Annotated in this window: 5 protein-coding genes; 2 read left to right on the top strand and 3 right to left on the bottom strand. The window is 52.1% G+C overall.

Features of this window, described 5'->3' with window-relative positions; translation table 11 throughout:
* The 3 genes from HOK28_07855 to HOK28_07845 form a co-directional block, all read right to left on the bottom strand.
* A partial coding sequence (locus HOK28_07855; protein ID MBT6432987.1) for a hypothetical protein occupies nucleotides 1–562 on the bottom strand: 562 nt, incomplete at its 3' end.
* On the bottom strand, nucleotides 549–1427 hold the full coding sequence (locus HOK28_07850) for a DUF2520 domain-containing protein (GenBank protein MBT6432986.1): 879 nt from the start codon (nucleotides 1425–1427) through the stop codon (nucleotides 549–551). The genes HOK28_07855 and HOK28_07850, both read right to left, overlap by 14 nt.
* Complete coding sequence (locus HOK28_07845) at nucleotides 1424–3910, bottom strand: ATP-dependent Clp protease ATP-binding subunit (protein MBT6432985.1); 2487 nt, start codon at nucleotides 3908–3910, stop codon at nucleotides 1424–1426. Before HOK28_07845 ends, HOK28_07850 begins: the two co-directional genes overlap by 4 nt.
* A gap of 257 nt (nucleotides 3911–4167) precedes the next feature.
* On the opposite strand from HOK28_07845, the gene HOK28_07840 reads away from it, so the two are divergent.
* Entirely contained in the window at nucleotides 4168–4596 is a 429-nt protein-coding gene (locus HOK28_07840; GenBank protein ID MBT6432984.1) for an ArgR family transcriptional regulator, read from the top strand.
* 41 nt (nucleotides 4597–4637) lie between these two features.
* The coding region (locus HOK28_07835) for a hypothetical protein (protein MBT6432983.1) at nucleotides 4638–5649 on the top strand (1012 nt) is incomplete at its 3' end.

Genomic DNA, 5649 nt, shown 5'->3' with positions numbered 1-5649 from the left:
GGGCAAAGGCTTCAACGGTCCAGCCATCGCTGGTTTGAGTAGGGTCTGAAGAACCGATGGCAAAACCGCTCGTGGTAAAGCCAAGCGCAGGATCGTAGGGTAGGTTTTCAGCTTCCTGGAAACTTGGTGCCGCATCGTAGAGATTGGTATCAATTCGAAAACCACGAATGAAGATTGCGACATTGTCACTGCCATTGAATGATTCGGGCAAACTTACAAGTTGGGTTTGAAGATAGGAATCTTCTCCGAGCTCCGAAGAAGAGGGCTCAATAATAAAGTCTACGGAAATCTCTTCTACAACCAATCCCGGGTGTGCAATCGCAATGGTTTGATAATGCGCGGTGGTAGAGTCCATCGCACCGAAGTCGCCGCCGTTGTTTTGAACTCTTATACTGGGTGCTTCTTGAGTAAGGTCAGCTGTAAGCTCAGTGGCGGCAATGCGGTGTGGAAGGCTTTTCCAGCCAAGTTCCATGCCGGTAGGGATTTGAGCCTCTACGGGGGTTTGGCTACAACCAGCAGCACTTAAGAGTAAGAGAGTCGCCCATAGATTAGTCTTGTTCATCCCATTGTCCCAACAGTTGTTCGATGTCCCAGATAGCATGAGCCGAAAGTCCGCGAAGCCGAGCCATTTTCAAGGCGTTCTTTGACAAGGGTAAATAACTATCCAGTGCACTTTTATCGAGCACCTGAAGATGTTTGGCAATGGTTTTATGGTCACCTCGTAAAACCGGACCGGTTAATGCATGGATAAGATCTTTCTCTTTACTGGCTTGGAGTGCGCCTATGGCGAGGTCGAGTAGAGGGGCAGGGTCGTCGAGGCCGGCAAGGGCGGCTTGCTCTTGGGCTTGCTGAAGCAGTGAGACCACGAGGTTGGAGGCCATCACCGCGGCTGCATGGTAGCGGCCCCGCTCATGAGAGCGAATGCTAAAGCTTGTGCCTCCGAGTTTCTCAACAAGCTCTTTAAGCAGAGCTTGTGTGGCTTGATCACCTTCGACTGCGTAGGTTGCCTGACGAAGCCTTGAACGCGCAAGCTCGGTATCTGGAAGAGCTGCCAATGGATGGAGTGCACCGCGCTTGGTTTCTTTGGCGGCCGGCAGTTGCTGGGCGGGCATGCAGCCAGAGGTGTGAATGATGAGGGTTTGCGACTTAAAATGCGCCAGTGAGCATAGAGCCAGAGAGGTGCTCTCAATGGCATCGTCACTTATCGCAATGACGATAACATCAGCGTCTTGCATAGCATCGGCAAGACCTGTGGCTTCGTATCCTGCATAGGTTTTAATATCTTTGGGTAACGAGACTCTGGTGAACCGCTCCGGGCTACGGTTCCAGATTCCGCTGATCTTGAACCCTGCATCTTTGAGGGCCCATGCCAGTCCGCTTCCCACGCTTCCCGCGCCAGCAATGAAAAATGTCTGAAGTGATTTCACTGAACCTCTGGACTCACCAGTTCAGTGGAGTCGCCAGAAGGAATACTTTCGATATGAAGTTTATTCTCACCGAATGAATCAATTTGAGCAGTGTCGCCAAATGAGATCGCACCTTCGAGAATTTTCTCAGCCACTGGACCTTCTACGTATTGCTGTATCGCTTGGCGCATTCCCCGAGCACCTTGCTCTGGGCTAAAGCCGCCATTGTCGAGGAGAAAGTCGAGAACATCTCCGCTCCACTCAAGCGTTACTTCACGTTCCGAGAAGAGCGTGCGTGCACTTTCTCGCAGCTGCAGATCTGCAATTTGGTGTACTTCTTCTCTGGTAAGCGGTTGGAAGACCAGTCGTTCGTCGAGGCGTCCCCAAAGCTCTGGAGGAAGCTGGGCACGGGCGTTTTCCAAAACGTCACCGGCAATATTTTTCGAGCTTCCTGAGCCGTTGCCGCCAAAACCGATAGCGCGAGCACTGGCTGCCTTGATCGCTTCAGCACCGAGGTTGGAGGTGAGTACAATCACAGTGTTGGAGAAACTTACGCGGCGGCCTTTGCTGTCGGTGAGATGGCCTTCATCGAGCACTTGCAGAAGTACATTGAGAACATCGGGGTGTGCTTTTTCTATCTCATCAAAGAGAACAATCTGAAAGGGTCGCTTGCGCAGAGCTTCGGTAAGTTGCCCGCCTTTTTCGTACCCAACATAGCCGGGCTGAGCGCCGATTAAGCGTGCCACGGAATGTTGTTCCCCAAGCTCGCTCATATCGATTCTAACGACGGCATCGCGGCGACCAAAGAGAAAGTCAGCCAGTACCTTCACCATCTCGGTTTTGCCGACGCCAGTGGGTCCCAAAAAGAGAAAGCTACCGATTGGCCGCTTGCTATTGAAGCCGGCAAAGCCGCGGCGAATCGAATTACAGACCGCTTTAACCACATGTGGGTGACCGATAAGGTCTGCTGAGATGATATCTTCGGCTCGGTTAAAGCGATCTCCATCAGCTTCAGCAAGACGTTCCAAGGGAACTTGAGTCCATTCGTGAACGACCCGTGCAATGTCGATACGCTGCACATGTGAATCGCCGCGTCGTCGGGCTCGAGAGCCAGCGAGATCAAGCACTTGAAATGCTTTATCGGGAAGCTTGCGTTCGTTGACGAATTTATGGGTTAGCGTCACAGATGCATGGACAGCGTCGAGGGCGAAATCCACCTGGTGGTGGTCCGCATAGGCAGTGATGCCGCCTTCCAGAATCAAGATGGCTTCGTCGACGCTGGGTTCCTGTACATCGATTGGCGTGAACCGGCGCTCCAGCGCAGGGTCTTTTTCGATGTGTTTTTCGTATTCATCGGTGGTGGTTGCGCCAATACAAGGGAACTCGCCGCGGGCCAGGGCTGTTTTCAGCTCGTTGGCAGCATCTTGTGGGCCATCGCCACTGGCTCCAGCGCCCATAAGCGTATGGAGTTCATCGATGAAGACAATGATTTTACCGCCGGCTTTTGCCACCTCTTCTTTAATGGTGGCCATGCGTTCACTGAACGCGCCCCGAAGGCTTGTGCCCGCAACCAAAGAGCCGGTGTCGAGAGCGAAAAGGAACTTGTCTTGAAAGTGAGAGACTTCCAGATCTCCACGCGCAATTTTAACTGCGAGTCCTTCTACAATGGCTGTTTTGCCGACGCCTGGAGGGCCGATGAGGATTGGGTTGTTGGAGCGGCGTTTGCCTAAAGTGTCAATCAGAGCCTCAAGCTCTTGGTCTCTTCCAATCACAAGATCCAGCATACCACTGCGGGCTCTTTCTGTGAGGTCAACACCGCAGCCATACAAGCAAGGTGCCATCTCTTCGAGGGTAGCTGCTTTTTCGGGGCCAGCGGTGGACACTTCAGCGATGGGCGCTGGGCGTTTAGGTTGAGCTACTTTTTCGACCGCTTTTTCTAAGGCGCTGAATTCATCTTGCTCGCCAGCAGGTTCTGCCGGGCTTGGTACAGGGCTCTCAATAACTTTTTCTTGAACCCGAGTAGAGGGCGGCTGGGTGCGTCCTGTGATGATGGGCCGAGCGCTTAAGCTAGCTCGCGGAATATCAAAGCGTTTGGGGTAGCGTTCTCGCGTCACAAAACTTACAGCCTTGTTACGAAGCCCAGTCAGAGAAATACCAGTGCGCTCCAGTAAGCGGTAAGCAAAACCATCGCGGAGCCGAGTGATACCGATCAGAAGATGTAGGCAGTCGGTGCTCTTGCTGCCGGAGCCTTGAGCAATCTCTCGGGCTCGCTCTCGAAGGCGTTGAACAGTGCGTCTGGGTTCATCCTCGAGCATCCGGATAGCGTCTAGGATACATTCTTCATCGATTCTTTGTTCAGACAAGAGTACCTGGGCGCGATTGGGGAAGGTAAACAACGCAAGAAGCAGGTGGGCGGATGAAAGAGGATGATTCGCATTGGCTGCGATGTCTTCAGCTTCGAGAAAGGCTCGAACCAGCTGTGTACTGTCCGTAACTATTTGCACTTAAAACGCCTGGTCCTGCTACCGATATGGCTGCGATAGCTCAATGATTTCCGACCATCATGCCATGACGGTCCGACCAATATGCCCAAGGTCGATCCCCGAAACAATTGCCAGAGATCAAAGGCTGTACGAATTTAACCACCTGCGTACGTTCTGAAGGCGAAGATCTTTTTTTGCATAAAATTAGCCGATATCCTGCATAATATACACCGTAAGATGCTTGATCATTCATTAAATATGCTGCAAGGATGCATAATATGTGGCGAGAAGAACTTATAAAGCTCATTGATCAAGGCGTCTTTAAGACCCAGGGTGAGCTGGTTTCTGCTTTAAAATCAGCAGGTTACGATGTGAATCAGGCCTCGGTTTCACGAGAATTAAAATCTCGTGAAGTGCATAAAGTTGATGGCATCTATGTCTGCGACAGTGGCTCTTTGCCGCCAAACGTTCCCGTTACGGACGCTCAAGCGACGCAAAGTGGACCCATGGTCGTTCTTAAAACGATTCCGGCTTCTGCTCCGATGTTGGCGCAATTTATTGATGACGCCCAACTTGCGGGTGTGCTCGGTACCTTGGCAGGCAATGACACGGTTTTTGTAGCCTGCGCCGATGAGCATGGAGCCCGTATCCTGGCTGGTTGGCTCAAGCGCGACATCCCAGGCTTGATACGCCGCCGCAGTGCCTAAGACTCGAGAACCCTTCGAATTAATTCAATGGAAACAAAATTATGAAAATCAGATTGAACAAAATTGCCTCTTCCACCCGAACCGCCAACATTCATGAGGAAGTTGTCGTAGGTGGCCCGATTCCCGCTGAACAGGGAACAGTGCTCGCAGTGCGCGTTTTAGATACGAAGACTGTTTACAACACACTCGAGGACGAACACGGCCGAACGATGCCCGTACATGCCGGAGATTTAGTGGCAGGCGTTTTAGGTGCTCGCGAAGCCTTGCGAGGTTACGCTGGGCGAATCCCAGAAAAAGTTGAAAAGGGCGATATTCTTCATTTGCTCAATATGGGCGGAGTGATTGGTGAATGCACATCCGTAAACCCAGATGTGGGCCCCCCATGTAGAGTTGAAGTACTCGGTGCTGTCATGACATTTCCAAAGCTGGGTCACCGGGTGGGCGTGCCGGCAAATATTTTTCCTGGAACCGTCCCACTGGTGGATAAGTTACCTGCAAATGTACCTCCCACCTTATTTGTTGCCGGAACTTGCATGCATGCAGGCAAGACGAGCGCTGCATCGATTTTGATTCGCGAGGCTACTCGCCGGGGTCTAAAGGTTGGCGCGGCGAAAGTGACCGGTGTGGCCCTAAGACGAGATGCCTTGGAGATGCGAGACCATGGCGCCGTAGAGGCTATCACTTTTGCAGACGTTGGTTATTCCTCAACTGCGAATATGCACGTGCCCGATATTGCTAAGAGCTGTATTTCCCAATTGGCTGAGCATTCGTTGGATATGATTGTCTTAGAGCTCGGCGATGGGATCATGGGCAGTTATGGCGTTGATTCCGTTTTGTTTGATGAAGAGCTTAAAGCTTTGCCTAAGGCCTTGATGATGGCCGCCAATGACCCTGTTGGTGCTTGGGGAGCGGTAAAATGGCTCGAAGAAAGAGACTGGCTACCGACCCTGATTACAGGCCCGGCAACTGATAACGAATCAGGCAGCCGAGCTATTCGGGAACTTACTGGTGTGCCGGCTGTTAACGCGCGGGCTCAAGCAAAAGAACTTACGG

Source organism: Deltaproteobacteria bacterium (assembly GCA_018668695.1).
In the GTDB taxonomy this organism is placed as follows: Bacteria; Myxococcota; XYA12-FULL-58-9; order XYA12-FULL-58-9; family JABJBS01; genus JABJBS01.
The sequence above is the reverse complement of the archived record's forward strand: the minus strand, read 5'-3'. Positions and strand labels throughout refer to the sequence as shown.

What these genes read in the sequence shown, in the direction of transcription:
- HOK28_07840 (MBT6432984.1), top strand. Translation starts at nt 4,168, where the DNA reads ATGTGGCGAGAAGAACTTATAAAGCTCATTGATCAAGGCGTCTTTAAG.